The sequence below is a fragment of the Streptomyces sp. NPDC005925 genome, assembly GCF_040638805.1.
In the GTDB taxonomy this organism is placed as follows: domain Bacteria; phylum Actinomycetota; class Actinomycetes; order Streptomycetales; family Streptomycetaceae; genus Streptomyces.
Genome location: NZ_JBEXVL010000012.1, coordinates 137,255 through 162,302 on the forward strand (window position 1 = coordinate 137,255; position 25,048 = coordinate 162,302).

The following is a 25,048-nucleotide window of genomic DNA, read 5'->3' on the forward strand; positions in this document are numbered from 1 at the left end:
GTCCCTCCTACGATCACCCGCCGGGGCGGCGAACTCGCGCCGGAGTACTCCATCCCGGGGTCCCGTGCCGCGGAGGGCGCGGCAGGGCCGCCCTCGCCCGCCGCGCCGGGGTCCGGACGGCGGGGCGGCGTCCTTCGTGCCAAGGTCGGAACGCAGGCCCCTGCCCGTACCCGGCCCGACGGAGGCAGCGATGACACGTGACGCCCGGCAGCTGCTGGAGTCGGCCACCCGCCAGCTCGCGCCCGACGCGGAGGCGAATCCGTTCGTGTCGCTGGTCGCCCGGGGGGCGGCCGGAGGGACCGCGCTCGCGGCACTGGCCCAGGAACAGCACGGCGTGATCGCAGCGGACCGACGCTCGTTCCTCCACCTGGCGCAGCGGTCCGCCGCCGACGAACCGGACGCCGCCGCCTTCTTCGCCGGCCTGGCCGAGGGCGAGGCACTGGCGGGGGAGCGGCTGGAAACGTTCGCCAGGGCTTGCGGTGTGGACGGGACCCGGGCCCGCGAGCACGAGCCGCTGCCGGGCTGCCAGGCCTATCCGGCCTACGTCGCCTGGCTCGCGCTGAACGGCTCACCGGCCGACGTGATCCTGGCCCTGACCGCCAATTTCGCCGCGTGGGGTGGCTACTGCGCCACCCTCGCGGGCGCCCTGCGCGAGCACTACGGCTTCACCGACGAGCAGTGCGCCTTCTTCGACTTCTTCGCCGGTCCGGCCCCCGACCTGGACCGGCAGGCGACGGCGGCCGTGCAGCAGGGGCTGGACACGGGTGACCTGGACGAGCGCCTGGCACACCGGTACGGCCGCCTGCTGCAGCACTGCGAGGCGATGTTCTGGGCGACGCTGGCGGGGACCGCCCAGCGTCGTCTCCTGGCCCGCGGCGGGTCCGGATGAGGATGCCCGCGAGGCGGAGAGCGGCCTGGTGGGCGAGCGCGAGCGTGTCGGTCGGTGTGGCCCCGGCCGCCCCATCCGCCCGGGCTGCCCAGTGCCGGAGCGGCGCCAGGGGCGGCCCCGGTCCGGCGGAGGGTGCCGGACTCGCCTGCCCGCCGGTCCGCGCGGCCCGGCCGTTCTCCACCGCGTCCGCCGACGGGCCCTCCGGACACGCCGGCGCGCGGCCCCGAGCGCACGTCAAGGAGGCGGCGGGTAGACCAGGTGCCCGTCGCGGACCTGCGCGTGCTCGTTCAGCACGGCCGGCTTGGACGTCGTGGTGGACATGATGTGCACCACCTCTGCGCCGGCGACGGTCAGGGCGTCGGTGATGAGCCGCCGATGGCAGCGCCAGGGCACCGCCTCGCTGCACATGATCGCCGGCCGTTCGAGTTCGGCGAGTCGCAGGAGTTCCCCGAGACCCGCCGCGAACTCCTCGCCGGCCATGTAGTCGGCGTAGTCGCGGAAGGCCTTGACCCGCCACGCGCCGTTCTCGCTCGGCACGCCCTTTGGAGTGTGCCGGCGGCCGCCGAGGCGGCGGATCCAGCGGTACCCGATGTCGGACGGCAGGGACTCCTCGATCGCGGACCGGTTCCACTGCGGGTACTTCCGGGACGACGGAAACGAACGGACGTCGACCAGGCAGGTCACGTCATGGACCCGCAGCATCTCCAAGACCTCGTCGAAGCCGCGCGTCGAATGCCCGACGGTACAGATACGGTTCGTCATCCAGCCGGCACACCTCGTCAGCGATCCTCAGACCGCGATCCACTTCGCGGGCATCCTCATCCGGACCCGCCGTCGGCCGTCGGCCGGGGAGACAGAACCTAGCGGCGAAGGAAGTGACGTTCCAGGGCCCATGTCGCCACCCGCTCACCCGTGGCGCTGCCGACGACATCCGCGGTCCTGGTGTGGATTCCGGCCCATACCCGCGCGTCGATGACGTCGCGGACGTAGTCCTCGGCGTTCTCGTAGTGCCGGACGGTGCCGGTGCCGGCCGAAGGGATGTCGAGGTCGACGCGGGAGGTGCCGAACAACGTCTCCAGGGCACGCATCAGTGCGCCTCCCCACGTGGCGTGGCCGCTGAGGTAGTCGGGGTGCGGGGGCGTGGGGATCAGGGGTTCCCACGCCGGGTCTGCCCGGGTCGCGGGGTTGCCGTCGGTGTCCGCCTCGCGGATGGCGGTGATCGGCCGCCAGCTGCCGTAGTGGAACTTGGCATCCCAGGCGGCGATGACGGCGTCCGTCACGACGGTGTTCGCGGCCGCGTACAGACGAGCCGTGTCGGTGATGTCGAAGGCGTGCCGGGCGGCGTGGTCGCCCAGTGCCTGCTGGATCTCCACGCGAGCCACGAACTGCGCCGTCTCCGTCTGCAGGGCGCTCCGACGCGAGCCGGTCTTCGCGCCGTACGCCTTCACCTCCGCCAGGTCCCGCGCGTACGACGACGAGGTCAGTGCGGGGGGCGGTCCGGGGCGGAACTGGCTGGGTTCGTCCAGGAGGAACGGGCGCAGCCGGGCGATCCACCCCGTGGTGAAGCCATGGTGGTCGGGCGGCGTCGGCCGCCACACCCCGGGCGCGGGAGAGGGGGTGAACGGCACCGAGGCGTCTCGCCCGTCATGGGCGCGCAGTTCCATGATGTGCTCCGCCGACCGCTTACCGAACGCCACCCCCGACTGCTCGGCGGGTCCGTCCGGGACGTTCGCCAGGGACGCCGTCCATGCCTGCCGCAGCGCGGGGCCCGCCTGCGGGAACCCTGACAGCAGCACCCGGTACGCCGCCGTCGCGGCAGCCGCTTCGGCCGACGCGCCGCGCGGGGCACGTTCCTGCCACCGGTACGGGACGTACCGCCCCTCGATGCCCACCACCGCGTTGTACATGGCCAGTGAGACATACGCCTGCCACACCGCCTCCTCCGGAAGGGTCAGCGTTCCTTCCGGGTCCACGGTCCCCGACACCCGCTCCGCCCACTGCGAGATCACCGACGATGCGGCCTCCGCCCGAGGGGCGTCGGTCTCCGCCCCGGCGGGCTGCCCGCCCGCCACTCCCACCAGCAGCAAGGCCGCCACCACCGCACCGCATCGGCCTTTGCCCAGCGATTTTCCCCTACGCACCGGATCCTCCTCCTGCCCACGTGCCTCACGACGTTCCACCGACACCTACGGCGCCCCGGGCGAGGGGGGCAGTCGCCGCGCCGGGCCGACCGGCTGTCCGGGCGTCCTTTTCACCCGGTCGACGGCCCGGCGACTGGAGTGCGCGGGGGCAGCCGGGGCGCCGCGGCGCGTCAAGCGTCCGGCGTCGCTCCGGCAGGGCGTCAGGGCGTACTGCCGCTGCTGTGCGCGATGCAGACCACGTCGATACGGTCGGCCAGTTTCGCCAGCTCGATCGTGAGGGCGGCCACCGTGTCCTCGTCGAGGTTCTCCGCGCCGGACTCCACCAGGCGCAGCCACCGGCCGCCCACCGTGCGCAGCAGTTTGCTCACGTCGCACGCGGCGACCTGCAAGGTACCGCGGTGGTCGACGATCAGCGGCAGAGTCACTTCGCGGTTCACACAAGCGATCGTAGTCGCGGAGAGCTCACGCACCGTGCCATACCGTGGTGATGTTGCAGAACTCCCTGATTCCGTGTCCGGACAGCTCACGCCCGTACCCGGAGCGCTTCACCCCGCCGAACGGGAGCGCCGGGTGGGACGCCGTCATCCCGTTGACGTACACGCTGCCCGCCTCCAGGTCCCGGACGAACCGGTCCACCTCGGTGTCGTCGCGCGTCCAGACGTTCGAACTCAGCCCGAACGGCGTGTCGTTGGCGAGCAGCACGGACTCGTCCAGGTCGGCCGCCCGGTACAGCGTGGCGACCGGGCCGAAGGCCTCCTCGCGGTGGACGCGCATCTCGCGCGTGACGCCGGCGAGGACGGTCGGCGGGTAGTACCAGCCGGGACCGTCGGGACGTTCGCCACCGCACAGCACCTCGGCGCCGGCGCGCACCGCGTCGTCCACCAGCTCCTCCAGGTCGGCCCGGCCCCGCTCGCTGGAGAGCGGCCCCACCTCCGTCTCCTCGTCGGCCGGGTCGCCGACCTTGAGAGCCTTCATGCCGGCGACGAACCGCGCGGCGAAGGTGTCGTAGGCATCGGTGTGCACGATGAACCGCTTGGCGGCGATGCAGGACTGCCCGGTGTTCTGCACGCGCGCGGTGACCGCGACCTCCGCGGCCCGGTCGAGGTCGGCGGACGGCATCACGACGAACGGGTCGCTGCCGCCGAGTTCCAGCACCGTCTTCTTGACCATCTCCCCGGCGGTGGAGGCGACCGCGCGGCCCGCGGGCTCGCTGCCGGTGAGGGTGGCGGCCTTCACGCGCTCGTCGCGCAGGATGTCGTCGACCGCCGCCGAGCCGATGAGCAGCGTCTGGAAGCAGCCCGCGGAAAAACCCGCCCGGTGGAACAGGTCCTCCAGGTAGAGGGCGGTCTGCGGGACGTTCGAGGCGTGCTTGAGCAGGCCCACGTTGCCCGCCATCAGCGCCGGGGCCGCGAACCGCATCACCTGCCAGAGCGGGAAGTTCCACGGCATCACCGCGAGCACCGGGCCGAGCGGCCGGTAGCGGACGCGGACGTGGGAGGCTCCGGAGTCCCGTACGTCGTCGTCGGCGGGCTGCTCGTCGGCGAGCAGTTCCGCGGCGTGGTCGGCGTACCAGCGCATCGCCTTGGCGCACTTGGCGATCTCGGCGCGGGCCTGCTTGACCGGCTTGCCCATCTCGGTCGTGACCAGCCGGCCGAGGTCCTGCTCGTCCTGCTCCAGGAGGTCGGCGGCCCGCCGCAGCAGCCGGGCGCGCTCGTCGAAGCCGGTCGTGCGATACGTACGGAAGGTGGCCTCGGCGAGCCGGAGCCTGCGCTCGATCTCGTCCCCGCCCATCGCCTCGTACGTCCTGAGCGTCTCGCCGTTCGCCGGATTCACCGTTGCGATGGGCATGACCGTCCTCCCTGGGAGCGAACCGTGTTCCGACCTTCGCGCGCGGCCGTGTGCGCCGCAACGCGGTGCGGCTGGTAGAGGGTGTCCGCGGACCGGCCGAGGCCGGGGGCCGGGGGGCAGGGACACCTGTTTCTCTGCGCTCTACGGCGAGTGCTCCGCGAGCCGGTCGAGAAACGCCGCCTGTGCCGTGACGATCACCTCGCGCGCACGCTCCAGGCCGAACCACGCCACCCGGTCCAGTTCCGGGAAGGCCTGCGTCCGGCCCGATCTCGGCGGCCATTCCATCGTGAAGGTGCCGGGCACCACCGTCGCCGGGTCGAGGTCCGCCTCCACGGCCCACACGGTGACCGTCTTGCCGCCGCGCTGGCGGACCTCGCCCAGCGGGATGCCGGGGCCGTCCGGGGGCGGCACCCCCAGCTCCTCACGGAACTCGCGCCGGGCCGCGTCCCGGGCGGCCTCGGCCGGGCCGTACTCGCCCTTCGGGACCGTCCACGCACCGGCGTCCCTTCGGGCGAAGAACGGGCCGCCCATGTGGCCGAGGAGCACCTCGGTGCCCGCTGTGGAGTGCCGGAACAGCAGCAGTCCGGCACTGCGGGCGCCGCGGCCCGTCACGGCCGCACCGGAGGGTCCGCCTGCGGGTCCGCCCGGGAGGCCGTCCGCGGGGGAGGCTGCGGGTCCGCCCGGGGGGCCGTCCGCCGGTGCGTCGCGAGCAGCGCGTCCACCGTGTCGGCCTCCGCCGGGCGCTTGTCCTCGCGGTAGCGGAGCACGCGGGCGAAGCGGAGGGTGACGCCGGCCGGGTAGCGGGTGGAGCGCTGCAGTCCGTCGTAGGCGATTTCGACGACGAGTTCGGGGCGTACGGTCACGCCCCAGCCGTGTTCCTCGACGGTCAGCTCGCGCAGCCGCCCCGTCTGCCAGGCGAGCATCGCGTCGGTCATGCCCTTGAAGGTCTTGCCGAGCATGACGAGGCCGCCGTCGGCGGTGCGGGCACCCAGGTGCAGGTTGGACAGCTTGCCGGTGCGGCGGCCGTGGCCCCATTCGGCTGCCAGCACCACCAGGTCGAGGGTGTGCACGGGCTTGACCTTCAGCCAGGACGCGCCGCGCCTGCCCGCGCTGTAGGCGGCGTCGAGCCCCTTGACGACGACGCCCTCGTGGCCGCGCTCCAGCGTCCGGGCGAGGAACTCCTCGGCGGCCCCGACGTCCTCGGGTCCGACGACGAGGGCGCGGCGCACCCGCATCGGCGCGGGCACCAGCCGCGCCAGCTCGGCGTGCCGCTCGGTCAGCGGCAGGTCCAGCAGATCGCGGCCGTCGACGGACAGCGCGTCGAAGAAGACGGGGGAGACGGGCACCTGGCGGGCGGCGGTGGCGACGTCCGTGCGCGAGCCGACGCGTCCGGCGGTCTCCTGGAAGGAACGCGGCCTGCCGTCCGCGTCGAAGGAGATGACCTCGCCGTCCAGGATGAATCGCTTCCCGCGCAGCTCCAGCGCCGCGGCCCGCACCTCGGGCAGCCGGTCGGTGATGTCGTCGAGGGTGCGGGTGTGAACGCGCACGATGTCGCCGTCCCGGTGCACCTGGACGCGGATGCCGTCGAGTTTCTCCTCGACCGCGCAGGCGCCCAGCTTGCCGACGGCCTCGGCGACCGAGGACGCGGAGTGCGCCAGCATCGGCAGCACCGGGCGGCCGACCGTGAGCCGGAACCGTTCCAGGGCGGCCGGACCGTCCGCGAGCAGCGCCCCGGCCACCGTCTGGAGCGAGCCCGCGAGCATCACCGCCCGCCGCACGTCCGCCGACGGCGCCCCCGTCGCCCGCGCCAGCCCTTCCACGGCCACGGCGTCCAGCGCGCCCTGCCGCACCTCGCCGGTGAGCAGCCCGGTCAGGAACCGCTGCTCGCCCTCGGTGGCGGCGCCCATCAGCTCGCCCACCAGCCGGGCCCGTTCCGCCTGGGAGCCGGCACCGGAGACCGCGCCCAGTCCGGTGAGCCGCGCGTCCACCTCCCGCACGGTCAGCGCGGGCTCGGCCGCCGGGGCCACGCCCCGGCTCAGCACCTTCCAGCCGATACCGATCCGCCCCTGCGGAAGCCGTCCCGCCAGATACGGGATCACGATCGGCACGTCGTCGGGTTCCGCCTCCCGGAACAACTGCGCGAGCAGCGCGATCTTCCGGGACCGCGCCGAGGTGGCGGCGACCTCCCGGGACACGTCGGCGAGCCGGGTCAGCAGCATGCAGTCAGAGTGCACCGAAGGAGGTCGGGTCACACCCGGACCGCGCATCCTGGGCGGCCGGGGTGCGGAGCGTTACCCGCTCGGGCACCGGGTGACGGAGCACCACCGGCTCGCCGGGGCAGCGGTGCGGCCGAGTGCCACGGCGCACACCTCGGCGGCGGACCCGCGTCCCGTGCTTCCGGCAGGAGCAGGGAGCCGAGGTGGGCTGTGAGGGCTGCGTTTCCCGGCCGACTCGCGACGAGATCCGGTGCGTGCGGCGGTGAAGCCGGAGGGGGAGAAGGAGGGGGAGCGCCGACCCCGCCCGCGCCGGTCACCGACGGAGGTCGTATTGACAAACATGTTTGCCGAAACTGCAATGGCTGGATGACGGACGAGACGGAAGAGGTCCTCGCGGGCGTCGGGCCCCGGCTGCGGCGCATCCGCAAGGAGCGCGGGGCCACCCTCGCCGGGTTGTCCGAGGCGACCGGTATCTCGGTGAGCACGCTCTCGCGGCTGGAGGCCGGGCTGCGCAGGCCCAGCCTGGAACTGCTGCTGCCGATCGCGCAGGCCCACCAGGTGCCGCTGGACGAGCTGGTCGGCGCCCCGCCCGTAGGTGACCCGCGCGTGCGGTCCCGGCCCATCGTCCGGCACGGCCGCACCCACTGGCCGCTCACCCGCCGGCCCGGCGGACTCCAGGCGTACAAGGTGCTCGAACCGCAGCGCCGCCCGGAGCCCGATCCCCGTACCCACGAGGGCTACGAGTGGCTGTACGTGCTGTCCGGGAGACTCCGCCTGGTGCTGGGCGAGCACGACGTGGTGCTGGCGGCCGGGGAGGCCGCAGAGTTCGACACCCGCGTCCCGCACTGGTTCGGGTCGACGGGGGAAGGGCCGGTGGAGTTCCTCAGCCTGTTCGGCCCGCAGGGCGAGCGGATGCACGTACGGGCCAGGCCGAAGCCGTCGTGACCGGCGGCCGGGTCCGGGAGGCCTCGCCCGGCCCGCGGACCTGCCCGGACCGTCGCCCGCCCCGGCGGTTCCCCCATGGGCAAGCGACCGCTTAGTATGCGAGGGACCGGTCGGACGACACACTCGACGCAGTTCCGTGGGAGGCCCCGCATGCAGGCATGGCAAGTGCACGAGAACGGCGAGCCGGGCGAGGTGATGCGCCTCGCGGACGTGGCGCCGCCGACGCCGGGCGACGGCCAGGTCCTGCTCAGGGTGCGCGCCGCCAACGTCAACTTCCCCGACGCGCTGATGTGCCGGGGGCAGTACCAGGTCAGGCCCCCGCTGCCGTTCACGCCGGGCGTGGAGATCTGCGGTGAGACCGAGGACGGGCGCCGGGTGATCGCCAACCCCGCGCTGCCGTACGGCGGCTTCGCCGAGTACGCCGTCGCGGACGCCGCCGCCCTGCTGCCCGCCCCGGACGCACTGGACGACGCCGAGGCCGCCGCCCTGCACATCGGCTACCAGACGGGCTGGTTCGGCCTGCACCGCCGGGCCGGTCTGGAGGCCGGCGAGACACTGCTGGTGCACGCCGCCGCCGGAGGGGTCGGCAGCGCGGCCGTGCAGCTCGGCAAGGCGGCCGGCGCGACCGTCATCGGTGTCGTCGGCGGTGCCGGGAAGGCCGCCGTGGCCCGCGAACTGGGCTGCGACGTGGTCGTCGACCGGCGCTCCGAGGACGTCGTCGCCGCCGTCAAGGAAGCCACCGGCGGCCGGGGCGCGGACGTGATCTACGACCCGGTCGGCGGCGAGGCCTACGCCCAGTCCGCCAAGCTCGCCGCGTTCGAGGGCCGCATCGTCGTCGTCGGTTTCGCGAGCGGCGCCATCCCCAGCCCGGGGCTCAACCACGCCCTGGTCAAGAACTACTCGATCATGGGCTTGCACTGGGGCCTGTACGCCACCAGGAACCCCAAGCTGATCCTGCGCTGCCACGAGCAGCTCACCGAGCTGGCCACGCGGGGCGCGATCAGGCCGTTGGTGAGCGAGCGGGTGCCGCTGGAAGGCGCCGCAGCGGCCGTGCAGAAGGTCGCCGACGGCCTCTCCACCGGCCGGATCGCCGTCCTCGCCGGGGGGACGGAGGGAACGGCATGACCGACGCCGCCGAACTGCGAAACCGTACCCGGGAGTTCCTGGCCGCGCACCCGCCCGCGACGACCGGCCGCCTCGACTTCCTGCGGGCCCGGTTCGACGCCGGACTCGCCTGGGTGCACTTCCCGGAGGGCCTGGGCGGCCTCGGCGCCTCCCGGTCGCTGCAGGCCGTCGTGGACGCCGAGCTGGAGGCCGCCGGGGCGCCCGACAACGACCCGCGGCGCATCGGCATCGGCCTCGGCATGGCCGCGCCGACCATCCTGCGCTACGGCACGGAGGAGCAGAAGCGCACCTTCCTGCGGCCCCTGTGGACCGGCGAGGAGGTGTGGTGCCAGCTGTTCAGCGAGCCCGGCGCCGGCTCCGACCTCGCCGCGCTCGGCACCCGCGCCGTCCGCGAGGGCGACACGTGGGTGGTCAACGGTCAGAAGGTGTGGACGTCCAGCGCCCACGTCGCCCGCTGGGCCATCCTCATCGCCCGCACCGACCCGGACGTGCCCAAGCACCGGGGCATCACCTACTTCGTGTGCGACATGACCGACCCCGGCGTCGAGGTCAGGCCGCTGCGCCAGATCACCGGCGAGGCCGAGTTCAACGAGGTCTTCCTCACCGGCGTCCGCATCCCCGACGCGCGCCGCCTCGGCGAGGTCGGCGACGGCTGGCGGGTCGCGCAGACCACGCTCAACAACGAACGCGTCGCGATCGGCGGCATGCGGCTACCCCGCGAGGGCGGCATGATCGGCCCGGTCGCCCGGACCTGGCGCGAACGCCCCGAACTGCGCACCCACGACCTGCACCAGCGGCTGCTGACGCTGTGGGTCCGGGCCGAGGTCGTCCGCCTCACCGGCGAACGCCTGCGCCAGCAGCTCGCGATCGGGCAGCCCGGCCCCGAGGGCGCCGGCATGAAGCTCGCCTTCGCCCGCCTCAACCAGGAGATCAGCGGCCTGGAGGTGGAACTGCGCGGCGAAGAGGGCCTGTTGTACGACGACTGGACCATGCGCCGCCCCGAGCTGGTCGACTTCACCGGCCGCGACGCCGGCTACCGCTACCTTCGCGCCAAGGGCAACAGCATCGAGGGCGGGACCAGCGAGGTCCTGCTGAACATCGTCGCCGAGCGCGTCCTGGGCCTGCCCGGCGAGCCGCGCACCGACAAGGACGTCGCCTGGAAGGACCTCGCCCGATGAGCACGCCGAGCACCACCGGTACCGCCGCTGCCGCGCGTACGACGAGCGTCCCGCTCGACCTGCTGTACTCCGAGGAGGAGGACGCGCTCCGCGCCGCCGTGCGCGATCTGCTCACCGACCACTGCGACCCGGCCGGCGTCATCGCGCGCACCGAGTCGGACACCCCGCACGACCTGGCGCTGTGGAAGTCCCTCACCGAGGGCATGGGCCTCGCCGGACTGCTGGTGCCCGAAGAGCTGGGCGGTCAGGGCGCCACCCACCGCGAGGCCGCGGTCGTCCTGGAGGAACTCGGCCGCGCCGTCGCCCCCGTGCCGTACCTGACCAGCGCCGTCGTCGCCACCGAGGCCCTGCTCGCGGTCCGGACCGGTGCCCCGCCCGGCGGGCGGACCGACGCGGTCGTCGGCACCGGGGGCCTGCCGGCGGCCGACGCCCTGCTCGGTGAGCTGGCCTCAGGGCGGCGTGTCGGCGCCCTCGCCGTCGGCCTGCACATCGCCCCGGGCGGCGCCGTCAGGACCGCACGGGTGGAGAACGGCACGCTGCACGGCGAGCTGACCGGCGTCGCGGACGCGGCCGTCGCCGACGTCCTCCTCGTACCCGCCGACGACGGCGGCCTGTACGCGGTGGAGCCGGGCGCCGTGACCGTCACGCCGCAGGTGTCGCTCGACCTGACCCGCCCCCTCGCGACGGTCACCCTCGACGGCGCCCCCGGACGCAGGCTCGGCGACGCCGTGCCCGCCGTGCGCCGCGCCCTGCGGGCCGGGGCCGGACTGCTCGCCTCCGAACAGCTCGGCCTCGCCGAGTGGACCCTGACCGAGACGGCGCGCTACCTGAAGGAACGCACGCAGTTCAACCGGCCCGTCGGCGGTTTCCAGGCGCTCAAGCACCGGCTCGCCCAGCTCTGGCTGGACGTCGTGGGGCTGCGCGCCGCCGCCCGCGCCGCCGCCGACGCGCTCGCCACCGGCCGGGACGCCGACCTGGCGGTCGCCGTGGCGCAGGCCTACGCCGCACCCGTCGCCGTCCGGGCCGCAGAGGAGGCGGTCCAGCTGCACGGCGGCATCGGCATGACGTGGGAACATCCGGCCCACCTCTACCTGAAGCGGGCCAAGGCCGACTCGATCGCCCACGGCACCTCCGGCGCCCACCGCGCGGCGCTGGCCGAACTCGCCGACCTGCAGGCTCCCTGACGCACCCCGGCCGCCGACCGGCCGACGACCCGGAAAAGCCCGTCCCACCTGGGGCGGGCTTTCCCGGTCGCTCCCGCGCGCGCCGTTCGCGCCCCGCCCCGCCGAGGTGAACGCGCGAGGTCCGTCCGGACAACTCCCGTCCCGCCACTGCTCCTTGGCCACCCCGGAACCCCATACTCACAGAGGTTCCGTACGGCACGATCAGGGAGGCAGCGCATGGCCCTCACCACCCGACGCACTCTTCTCACCACCTTCGGCGCCGCCCTCGCGGGGACGGTCGCCCTGCCCGCGCCCCGCGCGGCCGCCGAGGGCGACCGACGCGGCCCGCGTCCGCTGTGGCGCGCCCACGCCCACAACGACTACGAGCACACACGCCCCCTCCTCGACGCCCTGGACCACCGCTTCGGCAGCGTCGAGGCCGACACCTACCTCGTCGACGGTCAACTCCTCGTCGCCCACGACCCGGAGGACCTCGACCCGGCCCGCACGCTGGAGTCCCTCTACCTCGCCCCGCTCGCCGCCCGCGTCCGCGCCAACCGCGGCGCGGTGTACCGCGGCCAGCGGAAGCCGCTCCAACTGCTCGTCGACATCAAGACCGAGGGCGCCTCCACCTACCTCGAACTCGACCGGCAGCTCGCCCGTCACCAGCACCTGTTCACGGCCTGCGTCCACGGCCGCGTCGTCCCCGGCCCCGTCACCGCCGTGATCTCCGGCGACCGGGCCGCCCGCGCCCCGATGGAGGCCCAGACCCGCCGCCGCGCCTTCTACGACGGCCGCCTCACCGACCTCGGCACCGCGGCGCCCGCCTCCCTCATCCCGCTCATCAGCGACAACTGGACCAACCACTTCACCTGGCAGGGCACCGGCGCCTTCCCCGCCGCCGAACGGCAGAAGCTGCACGCCATCGTCGGGGACGCGCACGCCCGCGGGCAGCGCATCCGGTTCTGGGCCACCCCCGACACGCCCGGACCCGAGCGGGACGCGCTGTGGGCCGAACTGGTCGCCGCCGACGTCGACCACCTGAACACCGACGACCTCGCGGGCCTCGAGGCCTTCCTCGACGCCCACGACGCGTCGTAGGAACCGACGCCCACACGCTGCCGGGGACCACGGGCCCGTCGAAGAACCACACGTTCGGCGGACAGGTCAGCCGCCCTGATGAACCCTCCGTTACGCCACACTTGCGGCCGAACGCCGCGAAACGGACGTGGCGGAGGAGGTTCGCGATGGCCGTGTCCATCTCTGTGGTGCTGTTGCTGCTGATCCTGGCGGTGATCTTCCTGCGCAACGGGGGACTGAAGCTGTCCCACGCGCTGGTGTGCCTGCTGCTCGGCTTCTACCTGGCCGGCACCAGCATGGCCCCCACCATCCACGAGGGCCTCACGGCCACCGCCGACATCGTCAGCAGCCTGAGGCCCTGAGACCGGTTCCGTACGACTGTCAGGGCGTCGAGAAGACGCCGATGCCGTTCGGGACCGGGCGCTGCGCACCGCCGCTCGGATGGTTGCGCACCGAGACACCGGCCGCCCCCGGCTCCCGTGCGACCAGTGTCGTCGAACCGCCGCCGTCCAGGCTGAACGCGTCCTGTGCGCCCAGCCCCCGCATCGTGTCCGCCACTTCGGCCACGGTCAGACCACTGCGGTACTCCACCGCGCCGTCCACCGCGAGCAGCAGCAGACGCCGTCCGCCGTCCGTGACGCCGACGGCGGTGCGCACCGCCGACGTCCGGGCGTCCAGACCCGGCAGCGGCTGCCCGCCCACCAGCACCGGGTAACCACCGAGGGCGAAGCGGTACGGGACCCCGGACGTGGCCGCCACCAGCCGGTGCCGTACGTGGACCGGCTCCCCGGGTGACAATGCGCGCAACTGCCGCGCGCCCGCCTCCCGGCCGACGAGCACGGTGGTCCCCGGCCCGACGGGTCCGCTGCCCGGGGTGTCGGCGGCCGACACGACCCTGCCGCCCCGGACGGTCACCTCGTACGTGTCCGTGCTGCACGGCGCCGCCCGGTCGGTGTCCGTGCCGCAGGTGGCGCGCACCCGGGAGGCGCTGCCCCACGCGGCGGTGAACGCGCCGACCGAATCCACCGGCAGCGCGTACTGGTTGAGGCCGCCGAGCGGTAGCCGGCCCTCGCTCGTGCGGACGGACCCGTCGAGCACCAGCCGGCCCGGGCGGGCCCTGCCGTCCGCGCCCACGCCGATCACGTCCCGCGTGGACGTGCCGGGTGGCAGGGCCGGGCCGAACCGCTGGCCCTCAGGCACCGCCGCCTTCAGCGCCCGCCCGTCCGAGATCACCGGGCCCACGCTCGCGCCGGTCGCCTCCACGCCCGGGTGCTGTGCCTCCGAGATGTCGAAGAAGTCGCCGTTGACGCCGCCGACCGCGCCCTGGGCGTCCGCCATGACGGACACGGGGGCACGGGCGGAGACCGCACCCGGGTGCAGCAGGCCGACCCGTACGTGCGGATCGCGCAGGTCGACGCGGAGTACGTGCGCGTGCGTCGGCCCGTGGGACGCCGGGATGTCGAACTCCTCGTACCCGACACCGGACGCGAGGACGGCCCCACCCGGTGCGGCGCCATCCGTCGCGGCGCCCGCCGCCGGCGCGCCCGCCAGGCTCGCGACCGTGAGCGCGCCGAGCGCCGTGAGCACCGTCAGTGCCCCTCCGCCCCGTCCCCCGGCGACGCCGCCACTCCGGATGCCTCCGGATCTCCCACCTGTCCCCGACCGCCCACGCCGACGCGTCACAGCACCCCCTGAGGTCCCGTCAAATGTCGCAGGCGAGGGGCGGAGTGCGCCAGACGGCGATGGCCCGTCCGGGTGGGCCGCGCTGACGGTGACTGGGTGACTGGTCGGCGATCACGCGCGGACCGAGGGAGGTGAGGGTCCGTCGGACGAGCCGGCCGGACCCGCCGGACGCGGCGGTGCCCGCCCCGGACGACGAGCCGGGCACGCGCGCGGCACCATGGCACGGCCGGCCGACGGCCGACTGCCCGACCGCCGACCCGGTGCGGTGCGGTGCGGTGCGGTCGCCGGTCGGCTGGGTGCGGTCGCCGGGCGACCGCACCCAGCACGGCCCGCCCCCGGGGGTCACCAGCTGTGGGCGACGTCCACCACGATCCGGTCCGTCAGCGCCAGCACCCGGAACGGCAGCCGGGCCCGGACGCCCAGCCCGATCTGCGTCTCGCCCTCGAAGCTGCCGGCGAAGCGGGTGTCGCGGAACGTGCGGTACCCGGCGAGGTCGATGCCCGGCAGCGCACGGCCGACCCGGCCGGGGTAGGTCGGCTGCCCGTTCTCGTCGTGGGCGGCCGCAGCAACCCGGACCTCGAGGACGGCACCGCCGCCGACGGCGATCTGCTGTCCGGCGCCGTCCTGCTGGAGCCGGCCGACGTACCGCACCCGGTGGCCGACGCCGCTGCCGGCGCCCGGGACGTCGATGACCATCCGGTCGAAGCAGTCGTGCCGGCCGGTCCTGATGTTCTTCAGCGGTTCTGACGTCGGGGCGGCGCCGCTCTTGTCGAGGCTGCCCCAGCCGGTGGTGCACGCCGTGCTGTGCGTGACGCCGCCCTGCGTGGCGCCGGCCGGTGCGGCTCCGGCCGGGACGGCGGTGAATGCCAGCGCGGCACTCATGAGCGCGGCCGTGGTGAGCGCTTTCCTGGTTCGTCCCATGGTGTCCCCCCGGGGCGTCGATGTACTGGTATGTCGTGAGACACCCGGGTTGGCCGAATGGTTGTGGTCACTGGCGCAGTTCGTCACTCCCCGGGCGGCGCCGTCATGGCTGGACCGCTCGGAGGGAGGGGAGGGCGACCGGCGGCGGCGCGATCACAGGAGATCCCGGCGGTGGGCGGTCTCAGTGCCGGTCGCTCGCCGCCGGGCCGGGCAGGAGGGGTGACCAGATGGCCCGCAGCGGGCGCAGGGGGTCGCTCTCGGTGCGGGGCGTGGCGTCCCAGATCCGGGTCGAGCGGTCCCGGTTCGTGTGGCGGGGCCAGTCGGGGCCGGGATCGAGGTCCCGTACGAAGGCGACCCAGGCTCCGTGCACGGCGTCCGCCAGGTGCTGCGGCGGATGCGCGCCGAGGACGGGCGTGACGCCCTCGGCGTCGAGGAGGTCGAAGGCGAACGGCAGGTCCGCGCAGTGGTGCGCGAGGCCCGCGAACACCGGCGCGGCGGACGGCCACCGGAACTCGTAGAGCCACGTGGGTTGTCCGCGCCGGGCGCGTGCCTCGGCGACGGCGACGGCGGGGAACCGGAAGGTGATGTCGGTGACGGCCTGGTTCAGCAGCTCGCCGGGGCCGCCGTCGTGGCCGCCGTAGGTGTCGAGGAAGCGGCGGATGCGGGCCTCGTCGAGGCCGTGCGCGGCGAGCATCACCCGCAGGCCCTCGGGCGTGGCGTCGGGCTGCGGGATGCCGTGGAACTCGTGCGCGGTGCAGCCGAGGAGCAGCGGGACGTCCGCCCCCGCGTCACCGCGGACGAGGACGTCCGGCACCGGCTCCGGGACGAGCTCGCCGTCGGCGAACGGGGCGAGCGCCATCATGGGGAGCGCCGTACGGTCCGGCCCCGGCGCGTTCAGCCGGTCCTGGTGGGCGAGGAGTCCGGTGTCGGTGAGGTCCCGGAGCGCGGCGGCCGTGGCGGGGACACCGGTGCGGGCGGCGAACAGACGCCGCACGGCGTGGGCCACGTCCCGCCCCTGCGGACGCATCACGGCGCCGGACGCGCAGATGCCCGCCCGGAAGAGGCCCCGGGCCGACGGCGTCGCCATCAGGGTCAGTACGGCGCCGCCGCCCGCCGACTGCCCCGCGACCGTGACCTTCGCGGGGTCGCCGCCGAACGCGCCGATGTTGTCCCGTACCCACTCCAGGGCGGCGACCCAGTCCCGCACCCCCCTGTTGTCCGGCGCGTCCGGAAGGCTGAGGAAGCCCTCGACGCCGAGCCGGTAGCCGACGGTGACGACCACCACGCCGTCCCGGTTGAACGCGGCGCCGTCGTACCAGGGGCTGGCCGCCGACCCGGCGACGAACCCGCCGCCGTGGATCCACACCAGGACGGGCAGGCCGGCTCCGGGGGAGGGGTCCGGTGTGAACACGTTGAGGTTGAGGATGTCCGGTCCCGGGACGGTCGGCTCCGGGATCGTCGTGACCTCGGAGAACGCCCGTCGCTGCGCGGTCGGCCCGTACGCCGTCGCGTCCCGTGTCCCCCGCCACGGCTCCGGCGGCACGGGCGCCGCGAACCGCAGCGCGCCGACGGGCGGCAGCGCGTACGGCACACCGAGGAACCGCACCCCGGTGGCGCGGCGCTCACCACGGACGGCGCCGTGAACCGTGCGCACGACCGGGTGCGGCGGCGGGGCGGAGCGGCGCGTCATGGGACCTTCCGGTGCGGGGGTGCGGGGGTGCGGGGGTGCGGGTGCGGGTCGCGGGGCGGTGAGGGGGGTGTGGATACCAGTCAGGGCGGGGAGGCGAACCTTCCTCGGAAACGAGCGGTCAACGGCCCCGGTACGGCAGACCGCCGGCACCTGCCGGGCTCTGGCCCTCCTCATCCGGACGAAGAATGCCGACGGCGGGTCGACGGCAGGCCGACGCCGGGACGCCGACCGCCTTCCCCGCGCCCGTCCTCTCCATCCCCCTCAATCCTGGCAGAACTCCTGTCAGCCCTCGTGAACGTCCTCGCGCAGGTCCTTCACCCGCCGCAGTTTGCCCATCGACCGTTCCAGGGTCTCGGGGTCGACCACCGCCACCTCGACGCTCACGCCGACGCCGTCCTTGACGCCCCGGGCGACGGCGCGGGCCGCCGCCTCCCGCTCGGCGGTCGCCGCGTCCGCCCTGGCCTCCACCCGCACGGTCATGTGATCCATACGGCCGCGTCGGGTGAGGTGGATCTGGAAATGCGGGGCGACACCGGGCGTGCGCAGCACGATCTCCTCGATCTGGCTGGGGAAGACGTTCACCCCGCGCAGGATGATCATGTCGTCGCAGCGGCCGGTGATCTTCTCGATGCGGCGGAAACCGGGCCGGGCCGTGCCGGGCAGCAGCCGGGTCAGGTCGCGCGTGCGGTACCGGACGACCGGCAGGGCTTCCCTGGTGAGCGTCGTGAAGACGAGTTCGCCGCTGTCGCCGTCGGTCATGATCTCGTCCGTGACGGGGTCGACGACCTCGGGAAGGAAATGGTCCTCCCACACGTGCAGACCGTCCTTGGTCTCCACGCACTCCTGCGCGACACCGGGGCCCATCACCTCGGACAGGCCGTATATGTCGACGGCGTGGATGTCCATGCGGTCCTCGATCTCGCGCCGCATCTCCTCGGTCCACGGCTCGGCGCCGAAGATGCCGACGCGCAGCGAGGTGGAGCGCGGGTCGACACCCTGCCGCTCGAACTCGTCGAGCAGGGTGAGCATGTAGGACGGCGTGACCATGATGATCTCGGGCTCGAAGTCCCGGATGATCTGCACCTGGCGGGCGGTCATGCCGCCGGAGGCGGGAATCACCGTGCAGCCCGCGCGTTCGGCGCCGTAGTGCGCGCCGAGTCCGCCGGTGAACAGGCCGTATCCGTAGCTGACGTGGACCTTGTGGCCCGCCCGGCCGCCCGCCGCCCGGATCGAACGGGCCACCAGGTCGGACCAGTTGGACAGGTCGCGCTCGGTGTAACCGACCACGGTGGGCCGCCCGGTGGTGCCGCTGGAGGCGTGCACGCGGCGTACGTCCGCCATGGGGACCGCGAACATGCCGAAGGGATAGGTGTCGCGCAGGTCGGCCTTGGTGGTGAACGGGAACCGGGCGATGTCCTCCAGCGTGCGGCAGTCCCCGGGCGCGACACCGGCCTCGTCGAACTTCGCGCGGTACAGCTCCACGTTGTCGTACGCGTGCCGGAGCGTCGCCCGCAGCCGCCGCAGCTGGAGGTCGCGCACCTCCTCGCGGGTCATCCGCTCGGCGTCGTCCAGCAGGTGGGCGGGCAGCGGTTCTCCACGGCGGGGCGCGGCAGCCGTCCGGGTGGGTTCGCTGCTCATGACGACTCCTCACGTTCCGTGGACCGCGCGGGCCGGGGTTGCGTGGACGGCGCGGGTGGCGTGGTCCGGAGAGTGCGGCTCCGGCCGCGGAACTCCGCGACGACCGTGTCACCGCGTACGACACTCACGTCGTATATGCCGCTGCGGCCGAACCGGGTGCGCTCCCGGGCCGTGGCCACCAGGACGTCGCCCTCGTGGGCGGGCGCGACGAAGTCGATGTCGGCGCCGGCCGCCACGGTGACGGGACCGTGGCTGTTGCAGGCGCAGGCGAAGGCGCTGTCGGCCAGCAGGAACACGTAGCCGCCGTGGGCGATCCGGTGGCCGTTGACCATCGCGGGCGTCACGGTCATGCGCAGCACGGCCGTCCCCTCGCCGTGCTCCAGCAACTCGATGCCGAGGCCGCGGGACGCCTCGTCCGCGGCGAGCATCCGCTCCACCGGCCCGGGCCTCGGCACCGCGCCCGGCGCCGCGTCCGTCCTCTCCGTCACTGCGTCTGCCACCCCTGCACCTCTGTTTCCCGACCGAACATTCGGTTATCGTGCGGCGCAGTCAGGAAATCCGCCGCGCGAGGGGCCTGTCAAGAGGGTGTCCGGGTGTCGGCACGCGGTGCGCCGGCAGGGTGGGCCGGTCGAGCGCGGAGGGCCTGTTGCCGTCGGGCGGGGTGCTCGGCATAGTATGGACCGAACGAATGGTCGGTTGGGTTCGGTAGGGTTAGGTGGTACGGATGACCGCAGCGCACACCCGCTCCACGACGGAGGACGAGGCTCCGCCGGAGCTCCAGGAGCAGTTCGACCGCACCATCGCGCGCGACCAGCGCGTCGAGCCGCGCGACTGGATGCCCGAGGGCTACCGCAGGACGCTGATCCGGCAGATCGCCCAGCACGCCCACTCCGAGATCATCGGCATGCAGCCCGAGGGGGAGTGGATCACCCGCGCGCCCTCGCTGCGCCGCAAGGCCATCCTGTTCGCCAAGGTCCAGGACGAGGCCGGTCACGGGCTGTACCTGTACTCGGCCGCCGAGACCCTCGGCGCCGACCGCGCCGACCTCACCCGCCGTCTGATCGAGGGCCGCCAGAAGTACTCGTCGATCTTCAACTACCCGACGCCGACCTTCGCCGACGTCGGCGTCATCGGCTGGTTCGTGGACGGCGCGGCCATCTGCAACCAGGTACCGCTGTGCCGCAGCTCGTACGGCCCGTACGCGCGCGCGATGGTGCGCATCTGCAAGGAGGAGTCCTTCCACCAGCGGCAGGGCTACGAGCTGCTGATGACGATGATGCGCGGCACCGACGCCCAGCGCGAGATGGTCCAGGACGCGGTGAACCGCTGGTGGTGGCCGTCCCTGATGATGTTCGGCCCGCCCGACGGCAACTCGCCCAACTCCGCCGCCTCCATGGCCTGGAAGATCAAGCGGCACAGCAACGACGAACTGCGGCAGCGCTTCGTCGACATGACCGTCCCGCAGGCCGACAAGCTCGGCGTCACGCTGCCCGACCCGGAGCTGCGCTGGAACGAGGAGCGCGGGCGGCACGACTTCGGCACCCCCGACTGGACCGAGCTCCAGCGCGTCATCTCCGGCGACGGCCCCTGCAACGCCGAGCGGGTCGAACGCCGCCGCACCGCACACGAGGAGGGCGCCTGGGTGCGCGAGGCCGCCGCCGCGCACGCCGCCAAGCAGGCCGCCCGCGCACGGAAGGAAGCCGTCGCATGAGCGACACGCAGGCATCGAAGGCCGACTGGCCGCTGTACGAGGTGTTCGTGCGCGGCAAGCGCGGGCTGAACCACGTCCACGTCGGCTCGCTGCACGCGGCCGACGACCGGATGGCCCTCACCCACGCCCGCGACCTGTACACCCGGCGCAACGAGGGCGTCAGCATCTGGGTGGTCCGCTCCGAGCACATCGCGGCCTCCACGCGCGACGAGAAGGACCCGTTCTTCGCCCCCGCCGCCGACAAGGTCTACCGGCACCCCACCTTCTACGACATCCCCGACGACGTCCCCCACATCTAGGAGCCGGGCATGAGCGACTCCAGGAGCACGGCATGAGCGACGACCACGTCTACCTGTCCCTCGCCGAGGACCACGAGGACGGTGACGCGCGCTGGGCCTTCGGGACCGGCTTCGAAGACCCGCTGCACGGTGTGAGCACCGACGTGCCCGACGGTGTGGACACCGCGGAGCTGGCCGCGATCTGTCTCGCCCTCGGCGACGACGCCCTCGTCTCGGCGCAGCGCCTCGCCGAGTGGACCACCCGCGCTCCCGAACTGGAGGAGGAGGTCGCGCTCGCCAACATCGGCCTCGACCTCCTCGGCCAGGCCCGCATGCTGTACGCCCGCTGCGGCCAGGTCGACGGCACCGCACGCGGCGAGGACGCCTACGCGTACTTCCGCGACGCCGGCGACTTCCGCAACGTCCGCCTCGCCGAACTCCCGACCGGCGACTTCGCGTTCAGCATGGCCCGGCTGCTCGTGCTGTCCAGCTGGCGGCTCGCCCACTTCCAGCACCTCGCCGGCCACGCCGACCCGGTGCTCGCCGCCGTCGCCGCCAAGGGCGTCAAGGAGCTGACGTACCACCGGCAGTACGCCGCCGAGTGGGTCGTCCGGCTCGGCGACGGCACCGACGAGTCGCACCGGCGGATGACAGCCGGTCTGGTGCAGGTCATGCCGTACACCGGCGAGCTGTTCGCCGCGTACGACGCCGGTCCGGAAGTCGTCGCCGTACTGCGGCAGGTCACGGAGGCCGCGGGTCTGCCGCTGCCGGGGCCGGAGTCCATGCCCGGGACGGAGTCCCCGTCCGGGACGACGGGTCTGCCGCTGCCCGGGACGAAGCCCCTGCCCGAGGCCGCGGCTCTGCCGGTGCTCCCGGCGGCGTCGCTGCCCGGCTCCGGACGGGACGGCGAGCACACCGAGCACCTGGCCCCGCTGCTGGCCGAACTGCAGAGCGTGGCCCGCGCCCACCCGGAGGCGACATGGTGACCACCCTTACCGACGCCCGGCGCGCCCGGCACGTCGCCGAGCGCGTCCCGGACCCCGAGCTGCCCATGCTGACGCTCGCCGACCTCGGCGTCCTCAGGGACGTGCGTGTCGAGGCCGACGGCACGGTGGTCGCCGATCTCACCCCGACGTACTCCGGCTGCCCCGCCATGGCCGAGATGCGGGCCGACACGGCCGCGCGGCTGCGGGCCGCCGGGTTCGCCCAGGTGCGGGTGCGCACGGTCCTCGATCCGCCGTGGACCACCGACTGGATCACCCCGGAGGGCCGGCGCAAGCTCGCCGAGCACGGCATCGCCCCGCCCGGCCCCGCCCCGCGCCGGGCACCCGGACCGGTGCCCCTGGTCCTGTCCACCACCCGGTCCACCACGGCCGGGTCCCCCTCCGGGGCCACCCCGGGGACCACCGGGGGGCCCGCCTCCGGGCCGGTGGGCCGCCGTGCCGTGCCCTGCCCGCGCTGCGGCTCCGCGGACACGGAGGAGACCTCCCGCTTCGGCGCCACCTCCTGCAAGGCGCTGTGGCGCTGCCTGGCCTGCCGCGAACCCTTCGAGTACGTCAAGGAGATCTGATGCAGGACGTGCCGGCCCCCACCGCGGCGGCCCCCACCGCGGCGGCCCGCCCCGGGGCGCTCGCCCCGCGCCCGCGCCGCCGCCCGGCGTTCCACGCCCTGCGGGTGGCCACGGTCCAGCGGCTGTGTGAGGACGCGGTCGCCGTCGGCTTCGACATCCCCGCCGGACTGGCCGACGAGTTCGCCTTCGCGCCGGGCCAGTCGCTCACGCTGCGCCGCCGGGTGGACGGGCGCGACGAGCGGCGCTCGTACTCCATCTGCTCCCCGGCCGGCTCGCCCCCGCGGATCGGCGTACGGGAGGTGCCCGACGGGCTGTTCTCGTCCTGGCTGGTCCACGAGGTGCGGCCCGGTGACACCGTCGAGGTCATGGGCCCCACCGGCGCGTTCACGCCCGACCTGAGCACGCCGGGCCACCACGTCCTGATCGCCGCCGGCTCCGGCATCACGCCCATGCTGTCCATCGCCGAGTCCGTCCTGGCCGCCGACGACCGGTCCCGGGTCACGCTGTTCTACGGCAACCGCCGTACCGGCACGGTGATGTTCGCCGACGAACTGGCCGACCTGAAGGACCTGCACCCCACCCGGTTCCAGATCGCCCACGTCCTGTCGCGTGAGCCGCGCGAGGCCGACCTGCTGTCCGGACGGCTCGACGCCGACCGGCTCGCCGCCCTCGTCGACGGCCTGGTCGAGGTGCGCGGCGCCGACCACTGGTGGCTGTGCGGGCCGCACGGCATGGTGCGCGACGCCCGCCGCGTACTCACCGGCCTCGGCGTGCCCGAACAGCGCGTCCACCAGGAGCTGTTCTACGCCGACGACGAACCGGTGCGGCAGTCCCGCCACGAGGAACCGGCCGCCGACGGCCCGGTCAGCCAGGTCACCGTCGTCCTCGACGGCCGCTGCACGACCTCCGTGCTCTCCCGCGAGTCCACCGTCCTCGACTCGGCCTCCCGGGTCCGTCCCGACCTGCCGTTCGCCTGCAAGGGCGGCGTGTGCGGCACCTGCCGCGCCCTGGTCACCGAGGGCAAGGCCGACATGCGCCGCAACTACGCCCTGGAGCGGTCCGAGGTCGACGCGGGCTACGTCCTGACGTGCCAGAGCTTCCCTGCCTCCGAGACGCTGACGGTCGACTACGACAGCTGAGCCCGGCCGGCCCGGGCGGCGCCGCGCGCGGAGCGAGTGAGCGGTGACGACGCGCCGAGCGAGGGGGGCGCGTGAACGGACGGGGCGCCCGGCCACGGCCGGCCGGGCGCCCCTGCGTCACGGGGTCCGCGATGAGTTCCGACGGCGGCGCGAGTCTGTACTGGTGACCGACCGCCGCAGGCGTCCTCCGACGCCGTCGGCGCACGACACCGCGGAGGACACCATGACGACCACGCCGGACGATCCGACCACCGCCGCGCCCGGCCGCCCGCCCGTGGTCGACCTGGCCACCTGGCAGGCCGCCCGCGACGAGCTGCTGGTGCGCGAGAAGGCCCACACCCGGGAGGGCGACGCCATCGCCGCGGCCCGCCGCCGGCTGCCGATGGTGGAGCTCGACGGGCGGACCGAGGTGGTCGGCCCCGACGGCCCGGTGCCGTTCCTCGACCTGTTCCAGGGCCGCGACGAGCTCGTCGTCTACCAGCACATGTGGTACGACGGCGCGCCGCACCAGGGCCAGTGCGAGGGCTGCACCACCACCGCCTGGCACCTGAAGGACGCCGTCTACCTCAACGCCCGCGGTGTCTCGTACGCCGTCCTGACCACCGGCCGCTGGGAGGAGGTGGCCGCGTACGTCGCGTTCATGGGCTACACCGAACCCTGGTACTCGGTGCGCGACGCGGACGCGCCGATCGGCGGCGGGATGGGGCACCTCGCCTGCTTCCTGCGGGACGGCGACCGCGTGTTCCTCACCTACTCCACGACCGGCCGCGGCAACGAGCGGGTCAACGCGTCCCTCGGTCTGCTCGACATGACGCCCTACGGCCGCGGCGAGGCGTGGGAGGACAACCCCGACGGCCGGCCCGAGGGACGCGAGGCGTGCTGGTCCTGGCGCTCGGACGTGGACGGCAACCCCACCTGGGGCCCGACCAGCCGCCCCGTGCCGCAATGGACCCGCCCGGGCGCGACCGCCGTGGAAACCCTCGGCCGACACGGCCCGCACCGCTGACGCCACGGCGCGGCGGGCGCCGGTTCAGAGACGGGAGAGCAGTCCGTCGAGCGGGGCGGGCACACGACCGGGTTCGAGGGCCTCGACGAGCACCCGGCCGTAGTGGATCTTGCGCCCCGACTTCGTCCCCAGGAAGCGCCGGAACTGCTGCTGCGGGCTACGCCCCTGCTGCGCGGGCTGATGGAGAAAGGTCTGCAGGGCACGCACCTCGCCCTCCTCCCGGACGAGCTCCGCCACCCGCGCCACGCCCAGCGCGCGGATGAGCTCGTCCTCCAGGTCCGCCGCGCAGACGAAGAAGCCGTGCCGCTCCGCACCGGCCCGTTCGAAACCGCGCGCGTAATAGGGCCCCTCGGCCAGGTCGCACAGCCCTGTGAGCCGCAGGCCCAGACCGGGCGCGCCGAGGAGCCGGGCGTATCGCCCGACGCTCATCGCACCGCCGATCGACAGGACACAGACCCCCTCGGCCGCCAGGTCCCGCCCATGGCGCGCCGCCAGCGCGTCGACGGCGGCCACGTCGCTCAGCCCCTCGAGCAGGACGGCCGCCCGGACGGACAGCCGCGCGGCCAGTTCCTGTGCGGTGGCGCCGGACCCGCCCGCCGCCCACGCGTTGACCGCGTCCCGGAACGCCCCCATGTCAGCCATGAGCCGAGTGTCGTCCAGTTCCGTGGGAGGCGCGAGGGAATAAGGACCGCCGAACATCTCGTGGCTGTGGCTGTGGCTGTGGCTGTGGCTGTGGGCGCGGGCGCGGGCTGGGCGTGGGAGTGGGCGCGGGGTTGCGGGTGTTGTCCTGGCCGTCGTCGGGGCGGAGCGCCGGACGGCAGCGGCGC

24 protein-coding genes and 1 pseudogene are annotated in these 25,048 nt (G+C 74.1%); 13 read left to right on the plus strand and 12 right to left on the minus strand.

The window, feature by feature from the left end:
* Positions 1-190 precede the first annotated feature (190 nt).
* A complete protein-coding gene (locus ABZ354_RS17080) occupies positions 191-889 on the plus strand; it encodes a transcriptional regulator (RefSeq protein WP_358657427.1) in 699 nt (232 codons plus the stop codon).
* 234 nt (positions 890-1,123) lie between these two features.
* Here ABZ354_RS17080 and ABZ354_RS17085 read toward each other — a convergent pair whose 3' ends face one another.
* The 6 genes and pseudogenes from ABZ354_RS17085 to ABZ354_RS17110 all read right to left on the minus strand — a co-directional run.
* The gene (locus ABZ354_RS17085; protein ID WP_358657429.1) at positions 1,124-1,651 is read right to left on the minus strand and encodes a DUF488 domain-containing protein; all 528 of its coding nucleotides are present in this window, start codon (positions 1,649-1,651) and stop codon (positions 1,124-1,126) included.
* A 98-nt stretch (positions 1,652-1,749) separates the two neighbouring features.
* Positions 1,750-2,985: a vanadium-dependent haloperoxidase gene (locus ABZ354_RS17090; protein WP_358657431.1), complete on the minus strand. Its 1,236-nt coding sequence runs from the start codon at positions 2,983-2,985 to the stop codon at positions 1,750-1,752.
* A 245-nt stretch (positions 2,986-3,230) separates the two neighbouring features.
* The gene (locus ABZ354_RS17095; RefSeq protein WP_358657433.1) at positions 3,231-3,467 is read right to left on the minus strand and encodes a DUF6213 family protein; all 237 of its coding nucleotides are present in this window, start codon (positions 3,465-3,467) and stop codon (positions 3,231-3,233) included.
* Positions 3,468-3,492: 25 nt separating this feature from the next.
* Entirely contained in the window at positions 3,493-4,878 is a 1,386-nt protein-coding gene (locus ABZ354_RS17100) for an NADP-dependent succinic semialdehyde dehydrogenase (protein ID WP_358657435.1), read from the minus strand.
* Between the two features lie 141 nt (positions 4,879-5,019).
* Positions 5,020-5,490: an NUDIX domain-containing protein gene (locus tag ABZ354_RS17105; RefSeq protein WP_358657437.1), complete on the minus strand. Its 471-nt coding sequence runs from the start codon at positions 5,488-5,490 to the stop codon at positions 5,020-5,022.
* Between the two features lie 92 nt (positions 5,491-5,582).
* Positions 5,583-7,097, minus strand: a pseudogene (locus tag ABZ354_RS17110) (ATP-dependent DNA ligase); the annotation flags it as partial.
* 363 nt (positions 7,098-7,460) lie between these two features.
* Here ABZ354_RS17110 and ABZ354_RS17115 point away from each other — a divergent pair.
* The 6 genes from ABZ354_RS17115 to ABZ354_RS17140 all read left to right on the plus strand — a co-directional run bounded on the left by ABZ354_RS17115 (position 7,461) and on the right by ABZ354_RS17140 (position 12,947).
* Positions 7,461-8,039: an XRE family transcriptional regulator gene (locus ABZ354_RS17115; protein WP_358657439.1), complete on the plus strand. Its 579-nt coding sequence runs from the start codon at positions 7,461-7,463 to the stop codon at positions 8,037-8,039.
* 150 nt (positions 8,040-8,189) lie between these two features.
* On the plus strand, positions 8,190-9,164 hold the full coding sequence (locus tag ABZ354_RS17120) for an NADPH:quinone oxidoreductase family protein (protein WP_358657441.1): 975 nt from the start codon (positions 8,190-8,192) through the stop codon (positions 9,162-9,164).
* Positions 9,161-10,342 (plus strand): acyl-CoA dehydrogenase family protein, encoded by a 1,182-nt coding sequence (locus ABZ354_RS17125; protein ID WP_358657443.1) that lies wholly within the window; start codon positions 9,161-9,163, stop codon positions 10,340-10,342. Before ABZ354_RS17120 ends, ABZ354_RS17125 begins: the two co-directional genes overlap by 4 nt.
* Positions 10,339-11,526, plus strand: coding sequence for an acyl-CoA dehydrogenase family protein (locus ABZ354_RS17130; RefSeq protein WP_358657445.1), 1,188 nt, complete (start codon positions 10,339-10,341; stop codon positions 11,524-11,526). Before ABZ354_RS17125 ends, ABZ354_RS17130 begins: the two co-directional genes overlap by 4 nt.
* A gap of 216 nt (positions 11,527-11,742) precedes the next feature.
* Positions 11,743-12,606, plus strand: a complete 864-nt coding sequence (locus tag ABZ354_RS17135; protein WP_358657447.1) for a phosphatidylinositol-specific phospholipase C/glycerophosphodiester phosphodiesterase family protein — start codon at positions 11,743-11,745, stop codon at positions 12,604-12,606.
* Positions 12,607-12,752: 146 nt separating this feature from the next.
* A complete protein-coding gene (locus ABZ354_RS17140; RefSeq protein ID WP_358657449.1) occupies positions 12,753-12,947 on the plus strand; it encodes a hypothetical protein in 195 nt (64 codons plus the stop codon).
* 19 nt (positions 12,948-12,966) lie between these two features.
* Here ABZ354_RS17140 and ABZ354_RS17145 read toward each other — a convergent pair whose 3' ends face one another.
* From ABZ354_RS17145 to paaI, 5 genes are all read right to left on the minus strand, one after another.
* On the minus strand, positions 12,967-14,136 hold the full coding sequence (locus ABZ354_RS17145) for a phosphodiester glycosidase family protein (RefSeq protein ID WP_358657494.1): 1,170 nt from the start codon (positions 14,134-14,136) through the stop codon (positions 12,967-12,969).
* A gap of 474 nt (positions 14,137-14,610) precedes the next feature.
* Positions 14,611-15,189, minus strand: a complete 579-nt coding sequence (locus ABZ354_RS17150) for a hypothetical protein (protein WP_358657451.1) — start codon at positions 15,187-15,189, stop codon at positions 14,611-14,613.
* Positions 15,190-15,370: 181 nt separating this feature from the next.
* Positions 15,371-16,879, minus strand: coding sequence for a carboxylesterase family protein (locus ABZ354_RS17155; RefSeq protein ID WP_358657452.1), 1,509 nt, complete (start codon positions 16,877-16,879; stop codon positions 15,371-15,373).
* A gap of 282 nt (positions 16,880-17,161) precedes the next feature.
* Complete coding sequence (gene paaK / locus ABZ354_RS17160) at positions 17,162-18,517, minus strand: phenylacetate--CoA ligase PaaK (protein ID WP_358657454.1); 1,356 nt, start codon at positions 18,515-18,517, stop codon at positions 17,162-17,164.
* Positions 18,514-18,945 carry a hydroxyphenylacetyl-CoA thioesterase PaaI gene (paaI, locus tag ABZ354_RS17165; protein ID WP_358657496.1) on the minus strand — a complete coding sequence of 144 codons (432 nt, stop codon included), beginning with the start codon at positions 18,943-18,945 and terminating at the stop codon, positions 18,514-18,516. The genes paaK and paaI overlap by 4 nt, the downstream gene beginning before the upstream one ends.
* Positions 18,946-19,241: 296 nt before the next feature.
* Between paaI and paaA the strand changes: the two genes are divergently transcribed.
* The 6 genes from paaA (at position 19,242) to ABZ354_RS17195 (ending at position 24,221) form a co-directional block, all read left to right on the plus strand.
* Positions 19,242-20,228 carry a 1,2-phenylacetyl-CoA epoxidase subunit PaaA gene (gene paaA, locus ABZ354_RS17170; RefSeq protein WP_358657455.1) on the plus strand — a complete coding sequence of 329 codons (987 nt, stop codon included), beginning with the start codon at positions 19,242-19,244 and terminating at the stop codon, positions 20,226-20,228.
* Positions 20,225-20,527, plus strand: coding sequence for a 1,2-phenylacetyl-CoA epoxidase subunit PaaB (paaB, locus tag ABZ354_RS17175; RefSeq protein WP_358657456.1), 303 nt, complete (start codon positions 20,225-20,227; stop codon positions 20,525-20,527). Before paaA ends, paaB begins: the two co-directional genes overlap by 4 nt.
* A 32-nt stretch (positions 20,528-20,559) precedes the next feature.
* Positions 20,560-21,492 (plus strand): 1,2-phenylacetyl-CoA epoxidase subunit PaaC, encoded by a 933-nt coding sequence (gene paaC, locus ABZ354_RS17180; protein WP_358657457.1) that lies wholly within the window; start codon positions 20,560-20,562, stop codon positions 21,490-21,492.
* Positions 21,486-22,076, plus strand: a complete 591-nt coding sequence (gene paaD, locus ABZ354_RS17185) for a 1,2-phenylacetyl-CoA epoxidase subunit PaaD (RefSeq protein ID WP_358657458.1) — start codon at positions 21,486-21,488, stop codon at positions 22,074-22,076. The genes paaC and paaD overlap by 7 nt, the downstream gene beginning before the upstream one ends.
* A complete protein-coding gene (gene paaE, locus ABZ354_RS17190) occupies positions 22,076-23,215 on the plus strand; it encodes a 1,2-phenylacetyl-CoA epoxidase subunit PaaE (protein WP_358657459.1) in 1,140 nt (379 codons plus the stop codon). The genes paaD and paaE overlap by 1 nt, the downstream gene beginning before the upstream one ends.
* Before the next feature lie 223 nt (positions 23,216-23,438).
* Positions 23,439-24,221 (plus strand): DUF899 family protein, encoded by a 783-nt coding sequence (locus ABZ354_RS17195; RefSeq protein WP_358657460.1) that lies wholly within the window; start codon positions 23,439-23,441, stop codon positions 24,219-24,221.
* Positions 24,222-24,245: 24 nt separating this feature from the next.
* Here ABZ354_RS17195 and ABZ354_RS17200 read toward each other — a convergent pair whose 3' ends face one another.
* On the minus strand, positions 24,246-24,863 hold the full coding sequence (locus tag ABZ354_RS17200) for a TOPRIM nucleotidyl transferase/hydrolase domain-containing protein (protein WP_358657462.1): 618 nt from the start codon (positions 24,861-24,863) through the stop codon (positions 24,246-24,248).
* Positions 24,864-25,048: the final 185 nt, after the last annotated feature.